General features: G+C 73.5%; 18 protein-coding genes and 1 tRNA gene. 9 read left to right on the top strand and 10 right to left on the bottom strand.

Translation table 11 applies throughout. The features are described from left to right. Positions 1–34: 34 nt before the first annotated feature. Complete coding sequence (locus D7I43_RS22515) at positions 35–721, bottom strand: hypothetical protein (RefSeq protein ID WP_120330540.1); 687 nt, start codon at positions 719–721, stop codon at positions 35–37. A 231-nt stretch (positions 722–952) separates the two neighbouring features. Between D7I43_RS22515 and D7I43_RS22510 the strand changes: the two genes are divergently transcribed. After that, positions 953–1,028 (top strand) — tRNA-Arg (locus tag D7I43_RS22510). 129 nt (positions 1,029–1,157) lie between these two features. On the opposite strand, the gene D7I43_RS22505 is transcribed toward D7I43_RS22510, so the two are convergent. Further along, entirely contained in the window at positions 1,158–1,733 is a 576-nt protein-coding gene (locus tag D7I43_RS22505) for a TlpA family protein disulfide reductase (protein WP_240033100.1), read from the bottom strand. Positions 1,734–2,167: 434 nt separating this feature from the next. Between D7I43_RS22505 and D7I43_RS22500 the strand changes: the two genes are divergently transcribed. Continuing rightward, positions 2,168–2,695: a hypothetical protein gene (locus D7I43_RS22500; protein WP_147427279.1), complete on the top strand. Its 528-nt coding sequence runs from the start codon at positions 2,168–2,170 to the stop codon at positions 2,693–2,695. A gap of 4 nt (positions 2,696–2,699) precedes the next feature. Here the strand turns inward: D7I43_RS22500 and D7I43_RS22495 are convergent, their stop codons facing one another. Beyond that, positions 2,700–3,296 carry a TetR/AcrR family transcriptional regulator gene (locus D7I43_RS22495; RefSeq protein WP_120330538.1) on the bottom strand — a complete coding sequence of 199 codons (597 nt, stop codon included), beginning with the start codon at positions 3,294–3,296 and terminating at the stop codon, positions 2,700–2,702. A gap of 108 nt (positions 3,297–3,404) precedes the next feature. Here D7I43_RS22495 and D7I43_RS22490 point away from each other — a divergent pair, with 108 nt between their 5' ends. Continuing rightward, complete coding sequence (locus tag D7I43_RS22490) at positions 3,405–4,241, top strand: SDR family NAD(P)-dependent oxidoreductase (RefSeq protein ID WP_204985261.1); 837 nt, start codon at positions 3,405–3,407, stop codon at positions 4,239–4,241. Between the two features lie 31 nt (positions 4,242–4,272). Here D7I43_RS22490 and D7I43_RS22485 read toward each other — a convergent pair whose 3' ends face one another. After that, positions 4,273–5,016: a class I SAM-dependent methyltransferase gene (locus tag D7I43_RS22485; RefSeq protein WP_120330536.1), complete on the bottom strand. Its 744-nt coding sequence runs from the start codon at positions 5,014–5,016 to the stop codon at positions 4,273–4,275. A 254-nt stretch (positions 5,017–5,270) separates the two neighbouring features. Between D7I43_RS22485 and D7I43_RS22480 the strand changes: the two genes are divergently transcribed. From D7I43_RS22480 to D7I43_RS22460, 5 genes are all read left to right on the top strand, one after another. After that, complete coding sequence (locus tag D7I43_RS22480; protein ID WP_120330575.1) at positions 5,271–6,164, top strand: septum formation family protein; 894 nt, start codon at positions 5,271–5,273, stop codon at positions 6,162–6,164. Between the two features lie 198 nt (positions 6,165–6,362). Next, the gene (locus D7I43_RS22475; protein ID WP_120330535.1) at positions 6,363–7,541 is read left to right on the top strand and encodes a sensor histidine kinase; all 1,179 of its coding nucleotides are present in this window, start codon (positions 6,363–6,365) and stop codon (positions 7,539–7,541) included. Between the two features lie 112 nt (positions 7,542–7,653). After that, complete coding sequence (locus D7I43_RS22470; protein ID WP_240033102.1) at positions 7,654–8,808, top strand: hypothetical protein; 1,155 nt, start codon at positions 7,654–7,656, stop codon at positions 8,806–8,808. Beyond that, complete coding sequence (locus D7I43_RS22465; protein WP_120330534.1) at positions 8,781–9,494, top strand: response regulator; 714 nt, start codon at positions 8,781–8,783, stop codon at positions 9,492–9,494. Before D7I43_RS22470 ends, D7I43_RS22465 begins: the two co-directional genes overlap by 28 nt. Positions 9,495–9,581: 87 nt before the next feature. Then, positions 9,582–10,307 (top strand): hypothetical protein, encoded by a 726-nt coding sequence (locus D7I43_RS22460; protein ID WP_120330533.1) that lies wholly within the window; start codon positions 9,582–9,584, stop codon positions 10,305–10,307. A gap of 15 nt (positions 10,308–10,322) precedes the next feature. Here the strand turns inward: D7I43_RS22460 and D7I43_RS22455 are convergent, their stop codons facing one another. Beyond that, the gene (locus D7I43_RS22455; RefSeq protein ID WP_120330532.1) at positions 10,323–11,072 is read right to left on the bottom strand and encodes a lysophospholipid acyltransferase family protein; all 750 of its coding nucleotides are present in this window, start codon (positions 11,070–11,072) and stop codon (positions 10,323–10,325) included. 154 nt (positions 11,073–11,226) lie between these two features. On the opposite strand from D7I43_RS22455, the gene D7I43_RS22450 reads away from it, so the two are divergent. After that, the gene (locus D7I43_RS22450) at positions 11,227–11,874 is read left to right on the top strand and encodes an alpha/beta hydrolase (RefSeq protein WP_120330531.1); all 648 of its coding nucleotides are present in this window, start codon (positions 11,227–11,229) and stop codon (positions 11,872–11,874) included. A 45-nt stretch (positions 11,875–11,919) separates the two neighbouring features. On the opposite strand, the gene D7I43_RS22445 is transcribed toward D7I43_RS22450, so the two are convergent. The 5 genes from D7I43_RS22445 to D7I43_RS22425 form a co-directional block, all read right to left on the bottom strand. Next, the gene (locus tag D7I43_RS22445) at positions 11,920–13,980 is read right to left on the bottom strand and encodes an amylo-alpha-1,6-glucosidase (protein WP_120330530.1); all 2,061 of its coding nucleotides are present in this window, start codon (positions 13,978–13,980) and stop codon (positions 11,920–11,922) included. Then, a complete protein-coding gene (locus tag D7I43_RS22440; RefSeq protein WP_120330529.1) occupies positions 13,980–14,348 on the bottom strand; it encodes an SCP2 sterol-binding domain-containing protein in 369 nt (122 codons plus the stop codon). The genes D7I43_RS22445 and D7I43_RS22440 overlap by 1 nt, the downstream gene beginning before the upstream one ends. Positions 14,349–14,615: 267 nt before the next feature. Next, entirely contained in the window at positions 14,616–15,032 is a 417-nt protein-coding gene (locus D7I43_RS22435; RefSeq protein ID WP_120330528.1) for a CBS domain-containing protein, read from the bottom strand. Between the two features lie 94 nt (positions 15,033–15,126). Beyond that, entirely contained in the window at positions 15,127–15,567 is a 441-nt protein-coding gene (locus D7I43_RS22430; RefSeq protein ID WP_120330574.1) for a PPOX class F420-dependent oxidoreductase, read from the bottom strand. Between the two features lie 23 nt (positions 15,568–15,590). Then, positions 15,591–16,616, bottom strand: a complete 1,026-nt coding sequence (locus D7I43_RS22425; RefSeq protein ID WP_120330527.1) for an aspartate-semialdehyde dehydrogenase — start codon at positions 16,614–16,616, stop codon at positions 15,591–15,593. Positions 16,617–16,691: the final 75 nt, after the last annotated feature.

Below are 16,691 nucleotides of genomic sequence, written 5' to 3'. Positions count from 1 at the left end.
CCTCGGTCAGGGCTCTCCGGCGGCCGGAGCCGGGTCAGGCCGCGTCCGGCAGCGCCGCCCGGATCCTGTCGAACGTCGCCACCGGATGCCCGTCGCTGCCCGGCAGCAGCAGGCCCAGGCAGTGCAGGCGCATCCCGCCGTCGTCGTCCGCCTCGACGCTGAACACCGGCGCCCCGACGTAGCCGGGCGGCAGCTCGGCGGCGACCCGGACCACGCCGTCGGCACGCACCACCCGCTCGACGGCCACCTCCAGCGGCCGGTCGCCGTCCTCGCGTACGCCATGGGCCAGCACGAACGCCGACGCCGGCGCGGCGCCGACCCGCTCGACCACGGCGGCGTCGGCCGCGATCACGTCGATCACCGGCTGGACGCGCCACGCCCAGCCGCCCTCCGCCGCCTGCCGGTGCAGGTCGCTCGTGGGCAGGATCGCCACGCCGATCTCCGGACGCCGGGTCCAGCCGCCGACCCCCAGCGTCGGGGGAGCCACGCCGACCGGCTCGGTGACGCTCGCCCGCAGGCCGAGGTCACCCGTGCCGCCGGTCACCGCGTCGGCGGTCAGGAGGTACTCACCGCTCGCGTCCTGGAAGAAGAAGGCCGTGCCGTCACCACCGGGCCCGCCGGGGTCGGGCTGGTCGGTGCGGCGGTACGGCAGGATGGCGCGTCCTACGAGCTGGCACAGCTCGTAGGCGACCGCGTCCTCGGCGTCGGGGTCAAGCAGCACGTCGCCGAGGGTACGTCCCGGCGCGTGCTGCCGGCGCGACCGCGGTGGCCGCCCTGGGCGCGCCGCCGGCACCCGGCCTGGCCGGGGCCGTTCGCGGGAAGATCACCGGACCGGAAACCCGATGTCCGGCCCCGCCGGCCCGTGCGAACCTTGACCGGCGTACGTCTGCCGGACCGTTACGTCGATCAGCCGAGGGTCGGGCGGTACCCTCTTGGCGCAACGCCACGCCACGCGCCCGTAGCTCAGCGGATAGAGCAGGGGACTTCTAATCCCAAGGCCGCAGGTTCGAATCCTGCCGGGCGCACCAACGTCGGAGACGAGCAGGAACGTGGCGCTAGGCGTGCGCAGGTCTTGCAGACGGAGGACAAACATTCAAGATCCGCTGGTAGCACAGCCCCGATCAGGGCTGCACTGTCGGCGGAGGTATTCCTGCGGTTCAGGACTGCTCGGCCGCGAGTTGCGCCACGACCGGTTCGAGTTCCGATTTCACGATGGCCCGGCGGAATACCGTGGCGATACGTCCTTGACGGTCGAGGACGACCGTGTTGGGTAAGCCGACAAGTCCAACCTCACGAAACTGAAGGGCGACCCGGCCGGGAGGGTCGAAGAGGCTAGGAAAGGTAACCCGGCCGCGCGCGAAGGCTGTGGCGGCGTCCTTGCCGTTCTGAGTGTTCACACCGAGGAAGGTCACCCCGGTGTCGCGGCTGGCCTGATACACGGCTTCGAGGTCGTCGAACTCTGCACGGCATGGAGCACACCACGACGCCCAAAAGTTGATCACAACCACCTTGCCGGTCAGTGTTGCCGGATCAAAGGCGCTGTCGTCGAGCAGCGTGCCGGCTAGCTGCGTACCAGCGGGTCGCTTCCCCACGGGGTAAACGGTCTGGGGAACGATGGCACCGCCCCTGTCCTCGCCGCTCGCTCGATCGCAGCCGACGACTGCCGTGGTCAGGAGAGCGCCAACAGCCGCAATCATGTGTCGACGACGCACCGACACCCCTGTTCGTCTCATCGAAGGGCTCCCCGGGTCTGCCACACCCGCTGCCACGATAGACGGCACGCCTGAACCGCGCGGCTGTACAGCCGGTCGTACAGCCAAGACCACCGGCTGACGCCGACGTCACGCGACAGCAACGGACGGGCTGACCAGGTGCCCAGCCGTGGGACCAGCTTCCGCCGATCTTCTCCCCGTCGCAGAGCCGCACGGAAAGCCCGTCTCCAGCAGGCGCAGCGGCCCTCGACCAGTGAGACGGACAACGCCAGCCGGTAGAGCCGCATGCGGGTCCGTCGAGGTCGGCGGCCCGCAGGACGGCGTGGTGCGTACCGAAGCGCAGTTCCAGTCGCGCGAGAGCACCTCGGGGACCGGTACGCCGACGCCAGCCGTGCCGGCGAGGCGGGCCGACGACGGGGCCGCCGACGACGGGATCAGCTCCTATCCTCATGCCGGTGAAGGAACGTGGACCAGGGTGGGCTGCCAGCCTCGGCCTGCTGCTGGTGACGGCGGGATGCGCCGCGGTCGGCGGCGACGAGGCGGGTCCGTCGCGTACCTGCCAGGAGGCCCTGCGCGCCGACGAGGCGAAGATCCGCACCGACCGTTGGGATCCTCCGAAGGACCTGCCCGGTCTCGGGGACTACCCCGAGATCCACTGGCAGGTCCGCGCGAAGGGCAACCCCTGCTCGCGGGGGCCCGGCCCGACGGAGTGGGCGTACCAGGGCGTGGTCACGCTACGCCCGGAGGACGCCCGGACTTTGGCGCAGCGGTACGCGTTCATCCCGTACGACTCCGTCGACCCGGCCGAGCTTCCCGACAGTGGCCCCGCCGACACGTGGCCTGGCCTGGTGCCGTTCCTTCCGGCCGAGCCCCGGTGGCGGTACAGCCGGATCTACAACGAGTCGGAACCGTCGACGCGGTGGCGGGTCGCGTTCCTCGACGTCGAGCGCGGGATCCTGCTCTTCAGGCTCGACGACCACTGACGGGTCACGGGCGTAGCGCCCGGAGTACGTGGTCGACGACGGCGTCGGCGTACTCCGGGGTGAGCGGCCCGGAGCGGAGCAGCCACCGCTGGTAGAGCGGGGCGTACAGCAGTTCCAGGGCCAGGTCCAGGTCGGCGTCGGCGGCGATCTGGCCGGCCCGCTGCGCGCTGCGCAGCCGCTCCTTCTTGGCCTCGTCGACCGGCCCGGCCAGCTTCTCCCGGTACTGGGCGGCCAGGTCGGGATCGCTGGCGATCTCCAGGTTGAGCGCCCGGATCGGCGCCTCGAACGTGGGGTCGGCGAACTCGGCGACGGTCGCCCGTATGACGGCCTTCAGGTCGGCCTCGATGTCGCCGGTGTCGGGCAGCGCCATCCCGTCGACGCCCTCGCTCAGCGCGAGGAAGGAGTCGAACACCACGGCGCCCTTGGACCGCCACCACCGGTAGATCGTCTGCTTGCCGACGCCGGCCCGGGCGGCGATGGCCTCGACGGAGAGCTTCGCGTAGCCGACCTCGGAGATCAGCTCGCGGGTGGCCTCCAGGATCGCCTGCCGCGAGCGCTCGCTACGGCGGGTGGGGTCGGGCTTCCTCGGCACGGACGGCATGACGGGAGCGTACCGCAAGCAAGACGAGACGGTCCGTCTTGACAGGTTCGATCGAGGTACGGCAGACTGCCGTCATCCAACGAGACGGATCGTCTCGTCTCTCTAAGGATGAGGAGGTGGGGTCGCATGACCTCACGCGTATGGTTCATCACCGGCGCGTCCCGGGGCCTCGGCAGGGCCATCGCCGAGGCCGCCCTCGGCGCCGGTGACCGCGTCGTGGCCGCCGCCCGCAACGTGGCGCCCCTCGACGACCTCGCCGCCCAGCACCCCGACGCGCTCGTACGCCTGCCGCTCGACGTCTCCGACCGCGCCGCCGTCGGTACGGCGGTCGACCGGGCGGTGGCGGCGTTCGGCCGGCTGGACATCGTGGTCAACAACGCCGGCGGGCTGCTCTACGGCATGCTCGAGGAGGCCACGGAGGAACAGATCCGCGCCCACCTCGACGTCAACTTCTTCGGCGCGGTGTGGGTCACCCAGGCGGTCGTCCCGCACCTGAGGGCACAGGGGTCGGGCCACATCCTCCAGGTCACCTCGATGGGCAGCGGGGGCGGTGTGGCCGCCGTGGGGTTCTACGCGGCGGGCAAGGCCGCCCTCGACGCGCTCAGCCAGTCGGTGGCCATGGAGGTCGAGCCGTTCGGCGTCAAGCTCACCATCGTCCAGCCGGGCGGCTACGACACCGGGCTCTACACGGTGGGCACCACCGCCACCGACCCGAACCCCGTCTACGAGCCGCTGCGGGCACGGCTCGCCGAGATGTGGGGCGACGACGCCGGCCCGGCCCCGGAGACCGCCGCGCCCGTCGTCATGGAGCTGGTGGACCTGCCCGATCCGCCACTGCGCCTCATCGTCGGCAGCGTCTCCTACGACCTCGTCCAGCAGATGGAGCAGGCACGCGCCGACGAGTACCGGGCCTGGGAACACCTCAGCCGCAAGGCCCCGGGCTGAGGCTGGCGTCCCGCGCCACTGGGCAGCGCCGCTAGGCGCGGGACGAGAGCCGGTACACCGACACGTGCGACCGGGACTCGGCGGTGAACTCGCCGCCCGTCCAGTCGGCGTGCCGGCTCTCCAGCTCGAACCCGGCGAGCCGGCCCATGAGGTCCAGCTCGGCGGGCCAGATGTAGCGGTGCGGGCTGCGGGTGAGGCGGGCCTGCCGGCTGTCGTCGAAACGCACGTGGTGCGACACGACCTGCTGGTTGAGCACGTCGTACGTGTCGAGTCCGAGGTAGCCGGGCTCGGTGTGCCACACGACGGCCTGCTGGCCGGGTGGGAGCTTGCGCAGCTCCGGCACCCACAGCTCGATCACGAACCGACCGCCGGGCACCAGGTGCCGGGCGGCGTTGCGGAAGCACTCGACCTGCTCGTCCTGTGTGAGCAGGTTCGAGATGGTGTTGAAGACCAGGTAGACGAGCGTGTACTCCCCCGGGGCCACGGCCGTCGCCATGTCGCCGACGACCACGGGAATCGTGGCCTCGTCCACCTTGGTCCGCAGCCGGTCGATCATCGGCTGGGACAGCTCGATGCCGGTGACGGGCACCCCGCGCTCGGCCAGCGGGACGGCCACCCGGCCGGTGCCGATGGCGAATTCGAGGACGCGCCCACCGTCGGCCAGTTCGGCGAGACGGTCGACGGTCGGCCCCAGGACATCGGGCGCGAACATGCCGGTGCCGGGGGTGTCGTAGCTCTCGGCGACCTCGGCGTCCCAGATCTCGTCCTGCTGCATGCCGGCAACCCTGCCCCTCGGGCGGCCTCCGCTCAACGCGTTTTCCGGCCGCCCCGGTTCGGCCCGCGAACGTCCGCAGCCGCAGGCCCGCAAGCCGCCCACCGCCCGCCTCGTGGGCGGGGCGCGAGGCGGAAGCGTCCACACGGGAGCGTCGTCGCCGCAGTCGTGCGCCGGGTCACACCGCTCGGTCGGGGGGACGGTCCCCGCGGTGGCCTATGCTCCGCCGTGTCACGGGGGACCTGCGGGAGGGTGGCATGCGACGCCGGCGGCGCGCGGCGGTGGGGGCTGCGCTGATCATGATGGCGCTGGCGGGGTGCGGCGATCCGACCGGCATCGACGGTGACCTCACCGACGACTGGCGCCCGGCGGCCGAGGCACGGCAGTTCACCCCGCGGCCGGGCGAGTGCCACACGGTCGCCGGCGAGTCCGGCCACCTCAGCGGTCACGCCCCGGTGGACTGCGGCGAGGTGCACCTGGTCGAGACGCTCCACGTCGGAACGTTCACCGGCGACACGGCCCGTCGTCCGCACCCTCCCCCGCCGGGGTCGGCGCCGATGCGCGAGGCCTTCCGCGAGTGCGACGCGCGAGCCAGGGAGTTCGTGGGCGGCGACTGGCGCGGCGCCCGGCTGTCCGTGCGGGCGGTGGCCGCCTCGGCGGTGGGCTGGACCGCCGGTTCCCGCTGGTTCCGCTGCGACCTCTACGAACTGAACGCCGTGACGGGCGCCAACGGGGAGGACGACACGGCGGTCAGCCGCGCCGGCAGCCTGCGCGACGCCGTGCGGAGCGGATCCGGCGTACGGCTCGGCTGCATGGCCGAGGACGGCTGGCGGCGGCTGCTGCCGACCGCCTGCACGACTCCCCACCAGTACGAGTACGTGGGCGTCTGGACCGCGCCGGAGCGGCCGTACGAGGTCGCGCAGCGCGACGGGGAGACCGTCCACGCCCGCTGTCGCACGGTCGTCGCCGAGTACGCGAAGGTGCCGGTCGACCGCATGCTCCGTTACCGCACCGGCACCACCTTCCGCTTCCCGTCGCAGGAGGCGTGGGAGCGCGGCGACCGGGGTGTGCGGTGCTACTTCTGGTCCGGTGGCCGCCGGCTCACCCGCTCGATCGCGGGCGGTGGGCCGGCCGTGCTGCCGATCAACTGAGCGGCGGGGCGACGCGCCGTAACCGGGCCGGCGGGGGAACCCGGAGCCGCGGCCAGCACAGACGGGCGACCGCCAGCCGTACGATCGCATGTCGCACACCGTGTGTGATCGTACGCTCCGCCCGCGTGTTATTCTTCGGCGTCGATCTATGCCGCGCGACCCCGGATCGGGTCGTCGCCGGAAGGACGCCTCAACCCGATGCCGGCCGTTCCCGTTCGGACCGTGGCCCCTGCCGTGCTGGACAGCCCGGCCGGCGGCGCGCTCAGCCTCATCTTCGCCACCCTGCCGGCACTGCTCCGGCTCACCTGCGGCCTGGTCGGCGCGGTCGTCGCCGTCTCCGTACGCACCCCTCCCGTGCGGGTGGAGCTTCTGCTCCCCGCCGTCGCCGTGCTGACCGCGTGGTCCGTCTGGTACGCGGCGCGTGCCCTGCGCGGCGGCGTCACCCCGCTCCTGGTGGTCGGCGACGTGGCGCTCACCACGGCCACCTGCCTGCTCATCCCCCATCTCGTGGCGCCGGAGGTGCTGCCCGGCGAGGGGAGCTGGATCGCCGTGCTGGCCAGTACGACGGTCATCAACACCCAGGTCACCGCACCGGCGCGCTGGTCGGTCCCGGCCGCCCTCGTGGTCACCGCCGCCTACGCGGTGGGCGCGCACGGCGCGGGGAACCCGCGCGAGGCCACGGCCCACGCGGCGACCCTCCTGGTGCAGACCGGGTGCACGGCCGCGATGAGCACGGTGATGCGCCGCCGGATCGGCCGCGCCGACCGCGCCTTCGCGGCACACCAGCGGCTCGTCGGGGAGGCGCTGGCGGCGCGTACGGCACGGGAGTCGGAACGCCGGCAGAACCGCGACCTGCACGACACCGTGCTCGGCACGCTCACGATGGTCGGCCTCGGCGCGGTCCCCGGCCCGTCGGCGGCGCTGCGTCGGCGGTGCGCGGCCGACCTGCGTACCCTCGCCGCCCTGGCCGACGCGCGCGCGGTGCCCGCCGACGGTCCGGTACCGCTCGACGAGCGGCTGCGGTCGGTGCGTGACCGGTTGCCGGAGCTGCCGCTGGACACCGACCTGACGCCGTGCGCCGTGCCCCCGGCGGTGGCCGAGGCCATGGCGGCGAGCGTGTACGCGGCGCTGTCCAACGTGGTCCGTCACGCGCCGGGGGCGGCGGCCGCACTGCGCCTCACGCCGTACGGGGGTGGCGTCGTGGTCGAGGTGGTCGACGACGGTCCCGGTTTCGACCCGGCGGCCGTGCCGCCGCACCGGTACGGGCTGCGCGAGTCGGTGCGCGGTCGGATGACGGCGGTCGGCGGCAGCGTACGGATCGACTCGGCCCCCGGCGCGGGCACCCGGATCCGGCTGGAGTGGCCCGGTGTCGGCTGACCTCAACGCCGCCACGCCCTCCCCACTCCACGCCGCCGTGCCGGCCACCGGGCCCGGCGCGGCGGCCCTCCCCGTCTCGCGCACGCCGGTCGGGGAGGCGCCGCCGGTCGAGGTGCCGCCGGTCGGGGAGGCGCCGGTCCGTGCGGCCGTGGGTCAGATCGCGGCGGCCGTGGCCCGGGCCTCCGACCGTGGCGCCCGCGTCGCGGCCATCACCATCGCGCTGGCCTGGCACACGGCCGTCGCGCTGCCCGCCGTGCTGGCCGGCCACGCGGGCCTGGCGGCGCCCGGGGTGGTGCTCGCCGCCTGGGCGCTCGTCGCGGTGCTCGGCGTGCTCACCGGTGTCCGGCTGCTGCACGACACGCCGCTGCCGGCGTGGCCGCTGGCCGGGCTGCTGCTCGCCGTCGACGTCACGGTCTTCGCCGCCGTCGGCGGTACGCAACTCTTCACCGCGGCGAACTGGGTGTGGAGCACCCTCGGCTGGTTCTTCGTGCTCGCGCTCTGGGGCCGGCGGGTGGTGGGGCTCGTCGCGTTGCTCGCCGCACACTCGCTCATCGCGTTCGCCGCGGTCGTCGGGTACGGCGCGACCGCCCCCGCCGACCTGGCCCGCTACGCGATGTACGTCTACGGCACGGTCTCGCTGCCGATCGCCGCGTTCGCGGGGAGCGCCGTGATCGCCGCGCTGGCCCGGCAGCGGGCCGCCACCGCGGCGGCCACCCGGGCGACGACGGCGGAACGGGACGCCGCCGAGCGGGCCCGACGCGACCGGCGCGAGCGGCTGGCCCTGGTGAGCGGCGCCGCCGGGGCGGTGCTGGCGGACCTGGCGGAGGGGCGCGCCGACCCGGCCGACCCGCACGTGCAGCGCCGGGCGGTGCTGGCGGCGTCCCGGCTGCGGCGGCTGATCGCCGAGTCGGACGACGTGCCCGACCCTCTGCTGCACGAACTGCGGGCCGCCGCCGACCTGGCCGAGCGCAACGGCGTACCCATCGACCTGGTGACCATCGGCACGCCACCGCCGCTGCCGGTGGACGTCCGCCGCCGGCTCGCCGAACCCCTCACCGCCACGCTGGCCGACGCGCGGGGGTGGGCCCGGCTCACGGTGGTCTCCGCCCCGGACGAGGTGGTGGTCAGCCTCGTCACCCCGGACCGGGACGGCCCGGACGCGACGGGTCCGCCGCCCGGGTGGGATGACACGGACGACGGTCGGGTGGATCAGCTCTACGAGCGGGACGGGGAGATCAGATGGGCGCAGGCCCGGTGGCGGAGATGAGCGGTGAACGGCCGGTCGGAGTGGCGATCGTGGACGACCACCCGGTCGTGGTCGACGGCGTACGCGCCTGGCTGGCCACCGAGCCCCGGCTGACCGTGCTGGCCACCGGGGACGACCCGGACGAGGTGCTCCGGTCCGCGCCCGACGCCGACGTCGTCCTGCTCGACCTGCGCCTGCACGGCCGCATGGTGCTCGACAAGCTGTCGGAGCTGAGCGCGGCCGGCCGCCGGGTGGTGGTCTACTCCGAGCACAGCGACCCGGAGACCATGCTCGCCGCGCTGGACGCCGGTGCGGTGGCCTTCCTCGCGAAGCACGAGGGGCGCGAGCACTGCGTGGCCACCGTGCTCGCGGCCGCGAGCGACCGCCCGTACGTGCCGCCGGCGCTCGCCGGGGCGATGGTCGGCGACCCGCGACCGGACCGGCCGGTCCTCTCCGACAAGGAACGCGAGGCGTTGCTGCTCTGGTTCCAGTCGATGTCGAAGGCGTCGGTGGCCCGTCGGATGCGGATCAGCGAACACACCGTCAAGCAGTACGTCGACCGTGCGCGGATCAAGTACACCCGAGCGGGCCGCCCGGCCGCCACGAAGGCGGCGTTGCTGGCCCGTGCGATCGAGGACGGCCTCATCCGGCCGGAGGAGATCGGCATCTACCGGTCGCAGGCGCGGTACGACCGGCCGACCCCCTAACGGCTGTCATGACACCTGGTCTGCGGATCCGCCACCCTCGACCCGAGGGAAGCACGGCGACGGTGAGCTCTGCGGGAGGTCGTGACGATGCACGCTGACGCGTCCCCCTTCTTCATCGGTCCGTACCGGTTCGACGCCGCCGATGACGAGGTGGGACCGGTGCTCGACCGCCGGTACGAGCTGGTGCCGGTCGGGGGCGAGCGGGTGCTCGGGCGGCACCGGCTCCAGGTGGCGGGCCACCTGCTCGGCCCGAGCGAGGTGCGGCGGGTGTGGGCGCTGCCCGGCGCCGTGGCGGTGACCGTCACCGACCAGCGGCTCGTCTGGGTGGGTGAGGGGTCCCAGCTCGCCGTGGTGCCCGGCGGCCGGGCCGTCGGCATCGCCCGGCACCGTCCGCCGTTGCGGCTGCCTGGCCTGATGAGTGGGCAGATCCGCTGGCAGTGGCCGTCCCGGCTGGAGCTGCTGCCGGCCGGGCCCGATCATCCGGCCCAGGTGCTCATCGTCTGCGACGCGCTGCGGACGATCCGGCAACCGGCGCTCGCCCTCGGCGGCCCCGACGGGGAGGTCCGGGAGCTGGCCGGGCAGGTGTGCCGGGCGGTGGCCACCTTCCGGCTGTCCCGTCCGCACCTCGTCGACCTCTCCGCCCAGGAGCGCGACGCGCTGGCGGAACGCGCGGCCGGGCCCGGCCGCGACGCGGGCCGGATCATGCTTCCCGGGTCGCTGCCGGTGGAGTTCCGCTCGCGGGACGACTACTACCGGACCGTGGACGCGCCGTCCCGCGATTCCGCGGGGGACGCGGCCTTCGGGCGCCGGTGAGACCGGGCGGCCGGGTCAGGCGGTCGACGGCTCGCGCGGTGAGGCGTCCAGGGCCGCGGCCTCCTCGGGGGTCGGCGCCGTGCCGCCCAGGTGCGCGGGCTGCCACCAGCGGTCCTCCGGGCCGGTCGGCGATTCCGGGTACTCCCGCTGCGCCCGGTCGACGAGAGCCGTGAGCCGCTCCCTGAGCGCGGCCGTCATCGCCGCGGCGTCCGGCCAACCGGCCGGGTCCATCGGCTCGCCGACCAGGATGGTGATCGGGGTGTGCCGCCGGGTCAACGTCCGGGGGCGTCCCTTGGTCCACAGGCGCTGGGTGCCCCAGATCGCCACCGGCAGCAGCGGCACGCCCGCCTCCCGGGCCATCCGGGCCGCCCCGCTCTTCAACTCCTTCACCGTGAACGACCGGCTGATCGTGGCCTCGGGGAAGACACCCACCACCTCGCCACGGCGCAGCGCGTCCACGGCCGCCGCGTACGACTCGGCGCCCGCCGACCGGTCGACGGGGATGTGCCGCATGCCCCGCATGAGCGGGCCGGAGACGCGGTGCCGGAAGACCGACTGCTTGGCCATGAACCGGACCAGACGCCGCGACTCGTGGGCGCCGAGCCCGGAGAAGATGAAGTCCAGGTAGCTGACGTGGTTGCTGGCCAGCACCGCCCCGCCGGAGCGGGGCACGTGGCGGGCTCCCTCGACGGTGATCCTCAGGTCGAGGACGCGGAACATCGTCTTGGCGAAGGCGATCACGGGCGGGTACACGAGCTCCGGCATTCGCGGAACCTACCCGCTCCAGCTGTGGCCAACCTGAATGTGACGGGCGCCGCCATCCGGCGGCACTTCTGCCGACGGGCATCGCCGCCCGGCGGTACTTCTGCCCGTAGCGGAAGGCCTGGGCGTACGCGGTCGCGGGCGGCAGCATGGGCGCATGACCGAACGCGCAGTCCTGCTCTGGATCCACGGCGGCGGCTGGCGCGCCCGGGCGAGCGAGGACGGCGCGGCGCTCGCGGCGCACGGGCTGCGGGTGGTGCCGGCCGACTACCGGCTGGTGCCCGAGGCCCGCTGGCCGGCGCAGCTCGACGACGTCCGCGCCGCCGCCCGCCGGGCCAGGGCGGAGGCGGGCGAGCTGCCCCTGCTGGTCGCCGGTGACTCGGCCGGCGGGATGCTCGCCCTCCACCTGGCGCTGCGCGGTGTCGACCGGCCGGACGACGTGGCGGGTGTGCTGGCGTACTGGCCGCCGGTGGACCCGCTCGCCGCGGACTGGAAGCGGCTGCGCGCCGGTGACGACCCGTGGGAGGGCCTGCTCGGCCGCCCGCCCGCCGCGGGCGACCCCGTCACCATCGACGCCACGGTCGCGACCCACCTGGGCAACCGGGTGCCCGTGCTGCTCGTGCAGGGCGTCGACGACCGCTCGGTGCCGGCGAGCCAGACCGTCGGGCTCACGGCCGCGCTCCTCGCCGCCGGGCACCCCGTGCACAGCTGGCTCACCCACGGCGGGCACGCGCTGGCGCTGGACCGGCCCGACCTGCGCGGGGTGACCGCCGCCTTCCTCGACACCGTCCTGCCGGCGGGCTGACCGGCCCGGCCCTCGCGCCCACGGCGGACCCCGCCGGCCGGCGCGTCAGTCGACCAGCTTGTGCATCTCCATCCGACCCCGGGCGAAGGCGTCCACCCGGCCCCACCGGCCGGGGATGTCGAGGACCTCGATACGCCCCATGCCGACCGGCAGCCGCGGGTCGACCGCCAGGTGCCCCTCGTGCGGTTCCAGCCCGAGCATCGTGCGCAGCAGCAGCAGCGGGGTTCCCGTCGACCACGCCTGCGGGCTGCAGGCCGTCGGGTACTCCACCGGGAACTTCGTCAGCTCCCGCTCGTAGCCGCCGAACGCCTCGGGCAACCGGCCGTCGAAGTAGGTCGCCGCGTCCAGGATGCCGCTCGCGATCGTCGACGCCTCCTCGGCGAAGCCGTACCGGCGCAGACCCCAGGCGATGAAGGAGTTGTCGAACGGCCAGATCGTGCCGTTGTGGTAGCCGATCGGGTTGTAGCGGACCTCCCCCACGGCGAGCGTCCGCACGCCCCAGCCGGAGAACAGCCGCGGCCCGACCAGATGCTGCGCGATCTTCTCGGCCCGCGCGTGGTCGACGATGCCGCTCCACAGCAGGTGGCCGATGTTGGAGCTCAGGACGTCGCACTGCCGCCCGTCGGGGTCGAGGGCGAGCGCGAAGTACTCCCCGTCCTCCACCCAGAAGTCCCGGTTGAACCGCTGCTTGAGGTCCTCCGCCTCCCGCTCGAGCTGGTCGGCGTACGCGGGGTCGTTCCAGAACTCCCGGGCCAGCCGCGCCGCGCGCGTCTTCGCGTCGTACGCGTACCCCTGCACCTCGCAGGTGGCGCGGGGGAACGGCGGCAGCCGGCCGTCGGAGTACGAGATGGAGTCCCACGAGTCCTTCCAGCACTGGTTCTCCAGGCCGGTGTCGCTGTTGCGGCGCTCGTACCAGATGTAGCCGTTGCCGACGAGGTCCGCGTAGTCGTCGATCCAGCGCAGCGCGGCCCGGGACTCCTGCTCCAGCTCCTTGACCAGGGCCACGTCCCCGGTCCACCGTTCGTACTCGTCGAGCAGGATCAGGAACAGCGGGGTGGCGTCCACCGAGCCGTAGTACGGCGAGTGGGGCTGCTCCTCGAATGCGGCCGTCTCGCCGTACCGCATCTCGTGCAGGATCCGGCCCGGGTCCTCGTCGCGGAAGTCGTCGAACCGGGTCCCCTGCAACGACGCGAGGATCCGCAGCGTGGTCTTCGACAGCGCCGGGGTGAACGGAAGGGTCTGCAGGCACGTCAGGATGCTGTCCCGGCCGAACATGGTCATGAACCAGGGCAGCCCCGCGGCGGGAAGCGTCGCGCCGCCGAGCGACAGCGGCGAGAAGCGCAGCGCCGCCAGGTCGACGAGACTGCGCCGGTACGTCGAGGCGAGGTCCTCGTGCTGGCTGTTCACCTTCGGCGCCTCGGCGATCCAGCGTTCCAGGTCGTGCTGGAGCGCGGGCCGCTCGCCCCCGTGGGCCTGCACACCGATGCGCAGGTCGCGCCCGCCCGGGCCGACCGCCGTGGTCTGCACCTCGATCCGGGTCTCCCACTGCTCGTTCGGTTCGAGGTGGATGGTGTACGCGAGGCCCTCCCGGTCGTAACGGGCCGGTGCGGAGGAGCTGATCGACGTCTCCCGGACGAAGTTGCCCCGCCGGTAGCCCAGCCGCAGCCGGTCCGGTTCGGCCTCGCTGTACAGCTCGCCCTTCTTGTTGACGATCTCGTCCTTCACCTGGAACAGGTCGGCGAAGTCGGAACCGGCGTCGAGCCGGATCTCCAGGTCGACCGGCTTCTCGTCGTGGTTCAGGATGATGATCTGTTCCCGGAAGCTGCCGCCGACGGTCCGTTCCCGGATGATCGACAACTTGGCGTCGATGTAGTGCGTCGCCATGCCGGGCACGAGGAAGAACCGCGCCTCGTAGTACTGGAGGTCGTCGTAGGAGAGGGCGTTGAGGCGCTCGCCGTTGACCGTCAGCACCCAGCGGGACAGGAAGCGGGTGTCGAGGGAGAAGAGGCCGGTGGGCTCGCTCGGCGTCGCCTCGATGTCCCCCGTGTCCTCGGAGACGACGAACGTGTTGCCGTCCAGGATCCGGATCGTGCTGTTCGAAGCCATCAGCGCACCTCCTGCTGGAACCGCCGCCGGGGACCGCGCGCGTCCGGGTTGCCGGGGAAGATCCGCTCCACCTGTACGAGCAGCCGGGCGTCGCCGGACACCGTCATGTCGCCGCGCAGGATGGCCGCGATCCCGTGCTCGCGGCCGGACGCGATCTCCTCGAACAGTTGCGGACTGGTCCCCACCACCGTGTCCGCCTCCTGGTTCTGCTGGCTCACCTCGATCCGGCCGTGGTCGATCTTCAGGAACCAGTGCATCGTCCGTGGCCCCTCCTGGAGGTCGATCCGGAGACTGCCGGTCGTCTTGGCCAGCCGCGGTTCGTACCCCCGCCGGTCGATCTCCTCGAAGAACCTCGTCGTGGCGTCCAAGGGTCCCCTCCTCCCGGTCGATCGCGCCCGGTCCCGCCCGGCCGGGGCGGGTGGTCCTCCGGGCGGCCGCACGGCATCGGAGCAGAAGTCCCCGCCCGCGACGCCGTCAACCTCGCCCAGTTCGGGTGAGCGGCGCGAGGGGGCGGAGAGCCCGGACCGCTCGGGGCGGCGGCGAGCCGGCGCGCCGCGGGCACGGCCGCCCCGGCGCAGACGTGAACGCCGGCTCCCCGACGGTGCGGGGAGCCGGCGTACGCCCGCGGCGGACGGTCAGTTGTTGGGATCGTCGGCGCTGATGTCGGCGAGCACCGACTGGGGCTCACGCTCGACGGCGAGGTCACCCATGGACACGAGCCCGATGAGGCGCCCGTCCTCGACGACCGGCAGCCGGCGCACCGCGTAGGTGCGCATCAGGTCGGCGGCCGCGACCGCGTCGTCGTACTGGCTCACGGTGATCACGTCCTTCGAGGTGATCTCGTTGAGCCGCGTGGTGTTCGGGTCCTTGTTCTCCGCCACGGCCCGTACCGTGATGTCGCGGTCCGTCACGATGCCGACCACGTTGTCGCCGTCGGTCACGACCACGTCGCCGATGGCCATGTCGCGCATCTCCTGCGCCGCCGCGGTGAGCGTGTCGTCGCCGTCCATCGTCACCAACCGGGTCGTCATGAACTCTCCGACCGTTGTCATGGTGCCCCCTCTCGGTGTCGGCACCGGCCGTCTACCCGTCCCGCCGGGCGGGGTAACGCCGCCGCGTCAGCCGCGGGGCGGAAGCCGCGCCGCGTCAGGCGCGGGGCGGAAGCCCGTAGACGCGCTCGACGTGCAGGCGCAGCACGAGACGCCGTTCGGCGACCATCGCGCGCCGGTAGTCGTCCCAGTCGGGGTGCTCGCCCTGGATCGACCGGTAGAGCGCGATCAGCTCCTCGACGGTGGCGTCACCCGGATCGGCCGCCACCGGGGTCAGCTCGGCGCGCCCGTCCACCACCGCGTACGCCCAGCCGTCCTCGCTGGCGACGTGGAAGGTGGCTCGGGGGTCGCGGCGCAGGTTCGCGGTCTTGGCCCGGTCGTCGGTCACCGAGACGCGGATCAGGCCGGCGTCCGCGTCGTACGAGTAGATCACGGTGGACAGCTGCGGCCGCCCGTCCCGCTTGATCGTCGCGAGCACGCCCAGCCGGCGGGCGGCGACCAGGTCCGTCAACGCCCGCCGCGTACGCTCGTCCGCCACGGTCTTCTCCACCCCCGCCCCGGTCAGCGCCGCTCGGCCGCGACGAGTTCGGCGATCTGCACGGCGTTGAGGGCGGCGCCCTTGCGCAGGTTGTCGTTCGAGCAGAACAGGGCCAGCCCGTGCGCGACGGTCTCGTCGGCGCGGATCCGGCCGACGTAGACCGGGTCCCTGCCGGCCGCCTGAAGCGGCGTCGGCACGTCGGACAGCGTCACGCCGGGAGCACCGTCGAGCAGCTCGCGGGCGCGCTGCGGGGTGATCGGCCGGGCGAACCGGGCGTTGATCTGGAGGGAGTGGCCGGTGAACACGGGAACCCGGACGCAGGTGCCGGAGACCTTCAGACCCGGAATTTCGAGGATCTTGCGGCTCTCGTTGCGGAGCTTCTGCTCCTCCTCGGTCTCGAAGGAGCCGTCGTCGACAATCGCGCCCGCGAGCGGGAGCACGTTGAACGCCACCGGCGCGGCGAACGAGCGGGGGGCGGGGAACTCCACGGCGTCGCCGTCGAACGTGAGCCCGGCGGCGTGCTCGGCGACCTTGCGGACCTGCTCGTCCAGCTCGGCGACGCCGGCCAGGCCGGCCCCGGAGACCGCCTGGTAGGTGGCGACGACGAGGCTGACCAGCTCCGCCTCCGCGTGCAGCGGGCGCAGCACCGGCATGGCGGCCATCGTCGTGCAGTTCGGGTTGGCGATGATGCCCTTGGGGCGTACGGCGGCGGCGTGCGGGTTGACCTCGGCGACCACCAGCGGCACGTCCGGGTCCATCCGGAACGCCGACGAGTTGTCGATCACGACGGCGCCCGCGGCGGCCACCCGGGGGGCCAGCTCCTTCGCCGTGCCCTTGCCGGCGGAGAACAGCACGATGTCGAGACCCGAGTAGTCGGCGGTGGCCGCGTCCTCCACGGTGATCTCGTCGCCCCGCCAGGGCAGGGTCCGGCCGGCCGACCGCGCCGAGGCGAACAACCGCACCTGCTCCGCCGGGAACTCCCGCTCCGCCAGCACCTGCCGCATCACGCCACCGACCTGCCCGGTGGCCCCCACAATGCCGATCCTCATGCTCGCGAGGCTACCCAGGAGGCCACCGGAACCGGGAACCGTTTCCCACCAGCCGTACGCCCCGCCTCCCCGTCA

Source organism: Micromonospora globbae (assembly GCF_003610785.1).
Taxonomy (GTDB): Bacteria; Actinomycetota; Actinomycetes; order Mycobacteriales; family Micromonosporaceae; genus Micromonospora; species Micromonospora globbae.
The sequence above is the reverse complement of the archived record's forward strand: the minus strand, read 5'-3'. Positions and strand labels throughout refer to the sequence as shown.